Annotated in this window: 2 protein-coding genes; both read right to left on the reverse strand. The window is 70.0% G+C overall.

Annotated elements, in window-relative coordinates; genetic code table 11:
• Positions 1-2,128 (reverse strand): DUF4118 domain-containing protein (locus AC1DYN_RS31975; protein WP_477966740.1); only part of this gene is annotated, 2,128 nt, incomplete at its 3' end.
• A 3-nt stretch (positions 2,129-2,131) separates the two neighbouring features.
• Positions 2,132-2,749 carry a potassium-transporting ATPase subunit KdpC gene (kdpC, locus tag AC1DYN_RS31980; protein ID WP_477966742.1) on the reverse strand — a complete coding sequence of 206 codons (618 nt, stop codon included), beginning with the start codon at positions 2,747-2,749 and terminating at the stop codon, positions 2,132-2,134.
• Positions 2,750-2,894 lie beyond the last annotated feature (145 nt).

A 2,894-nucleotide genomic window follows, 5' to 3' on the forward strand; every position in this document is an offset into this window, starting at 1 on the left:
GCGATGTATCGGGCAGCGCCGGCTCGCCGCGCAGCAGCGATTCGGACAGGCCAACCAGCGCCGTGAGCGGCGTGCGCAAATCGTGCGACAACGCAGCCAGCAGCGAATTGCGCAGCCGCTCCGATTCCATGTTCACCAACGCCGCCTGCGCCACCTCGACGTAATGCACGCGCTCGAGCGCGATCGCGGCCAGCGCCGCCAGGGCGTCGAGCTGGCGCCGCTGTTCGGGAATCAGGACCCAGCGCCCGCCTTCCGGCTCGATCGCCAGTACGCCGCGCGTGCGCATCGGCGCCACCAAGGGCAGGTAGAACAACGGGCATGCCGGCAGCGTGTCCGTGCCCAGGCCCGCCGGCTGCGCGTGGTCGTACGCCCACTGGGCGATGCCCTGGTCGACGTTGCCGGGCGCCGGCCCGGTCGCGGCGCCATCGTCCGCCGCTGGCATGCCGAGCCGCCCGTCGGCATCGGGCACCAGCAGCGTGGCGCGTGCGCCGAACGCATTCTGGATCACGGCGCGGCTGGATTCGAACACCTGCGACGCCGCCAGCGCACCTGACAACTCGCGCGCGAATTCGTACAGCGCGCGCACGCGCCGCTCGCGCTGGGCCGCCACACGCGCCTGGAAACGCAGGCCGGCCGTCAGGTGTCCGGTAATCAGGCCCACGGCCAGCATCACGGCGAACGTAATCAGGTATTGCACGTCGCTCACTGCGAAATCAAAACGCGGCGGCACGAAGAAGAAATCGAAACTGGCCACGCCGACGCAGGTGGCGGTGACCGATGGCGCGCGCCCGAAGCGCATGGCCACGAGCAGCACCACCAGCAGGAACAGCATGACGATATTGGCCAGGTCGAGCCACGGCCTCAGAGGCGTGGCCACCAGCGCCGTGAGCAGGCTCGCGCCCGCAGCCCACGCGTGCGGCAGCAACGACCGGCGCGACTCCACTGCCGCAGCCGCAGCCGCGGTCGTGCTGCTGACTGCAGCAGGCGGCACCGCCGGCTGCCCGATCTCGATCAGGTCCACGCCCGGCGCGAGCCGCGCGAGGCGGCGCGCAGTGCGCCGGCGCCACGGCCAGCGCGAGCCATCCCGGCCCAGCGCGATGCGCGACAGGTTATGGTCGCGCGCGTAATCGAGCGTGCTGGCCGCGATGTCCTCCCCCGACAGCACCGCCGTGGTCGCGCCCAGGCTCTGCGCGAGCTTGAGCGTGTCCATGATACGCACCCGCACCGCTTCGGGCAGCTTGCCCAGGCGCGCCGTCTCGACATACACCGCATGCCAGCCCGTACCCAGTTGCGACGCCATGCGCGCACTGCTGCGCACGACGTGTTCCGCGTGGGTACCAGGCCCAATACACACCAGCAGGCCGGCGCCGGTCTTCCAGATCGCGTCGATCGATTGCGCTTCGCGCCAGGCGCGCACGTCACCTTCGACGCGGTCCGCCGTGCGGCGCAGCGCCAGTTCGCGCAGCGCGATCAGGTTGCCCTTCCTGAAGAAGTTACCGGCGGCGCGCTCGGCCTGCTGCGGCTGATACACCTTGCCCTCTTTCAGGCGCGCCAGCAGCGCATCGGCCGTCAGGTCGACCATCACGATTTCATCGGCGCTGTCGAACACGCGGTCGGGCACCGTCTCGGCCACGCGGATCCCGGCGATGCCGCCCACCACGTCGTTCAGGCTTTCCAGGTGCTGCACGTTGACAGTGGTGAGCACGTCGATGCCCGCCGCCAGCAGTTCTTCGACGTCCTGCCAGCGCTTGGGATGGCGCGAACCGGGCGCGTTCGAATGCGCCAGTTCGTCGACCAGGATGACACCGGGCGCACGCGCCAGCGCGGCGTCGAGATCGAATTCATCGAGCGTCTTGCCGCGATAGTCGATGCGCCGCCGCGGCAGCAGTTCGAGCCCGTCGAGCAGGCGCGCCGTCTCGGTACGCCCGTGGGTTTCGATCACGCCCACCAGCGGCGCGGCGCCATCGCGCTGCAGCTTGCGCGCCTCTTGCAGCATGGCGTAGGTCTTGCCCACGCCGGCCGAGGCACCGAAATAGATGCGCAGGCGGCCGCGCGCGGCGCGCCGGTCCTGCTCGCGCAGTTGCGCAAGCAGTGCGTCGGGGTCGGGTCGCTGGTCGTCGTGGGGCATGGTCTAACGAGTATGCCCGCTTTCGCGGCTGCTGGCCACGCTGGCCACGCCGGCTGCCTGGTCCAGCGCCAAATTCAGCGCCAGCACGTTCACGCGCGGCGCACCTGGCAGGCCCGGTAAAGGCAGCTCGGTGTGCCGTTCGATCAGCGCGCCGACCCGTTCGACCGGCATCGCGCGCGCACGCGCCACCCGCGCCGCCTGGTACTGCGCGCCCGCCACGCTGATCTCGGGATCGAGACCGCTGGCCGACGCCGTCACCAGGTCGACCGGCACCGGCGCCGTATTGGACGGGTCGAGTGCGCGCAGCGCAGCGACGCGACCCTTGACCGCGTCTTGCAGGGCCGGATTGAGCGGACCGTGGTTCGAGCCGCCAGAACCGCCGCCGTTATTGGCCATCGGGCCGGTGGCCGATGGCCGGCCCCAGAAGTAGCCCGGCGAGCTGAATGACTGGCCGATCAGCGCCGAGCCGACCGTCTTGCCATCCCGTTCGATCAGGCTGCCATTGGCCTGCACGGGAAACGTCGCCTGGGCGATCCCGGTCACGGCCAGCGGATACAGCACGCCGCAGATCAAGGTGAGCACCGCGAACAGCACGAGTGCGGGGCGAAGAATCGATTGCATGAAAACTCCTAGGTCAGATTGAGCGCGGTGAGCGCCATGTCGATCAGCTTGATGCCGGCGAACGGCAGCAGCAGACCGCCAAGGCCGTAGATCAGCATGTTCCGGCGCAGCAGGGCCGCCGCGCCGATGGCGCGATAACGCACGC

The organism is Rhizobacter sp. P2_D12 (assembly GCF_056404395.1).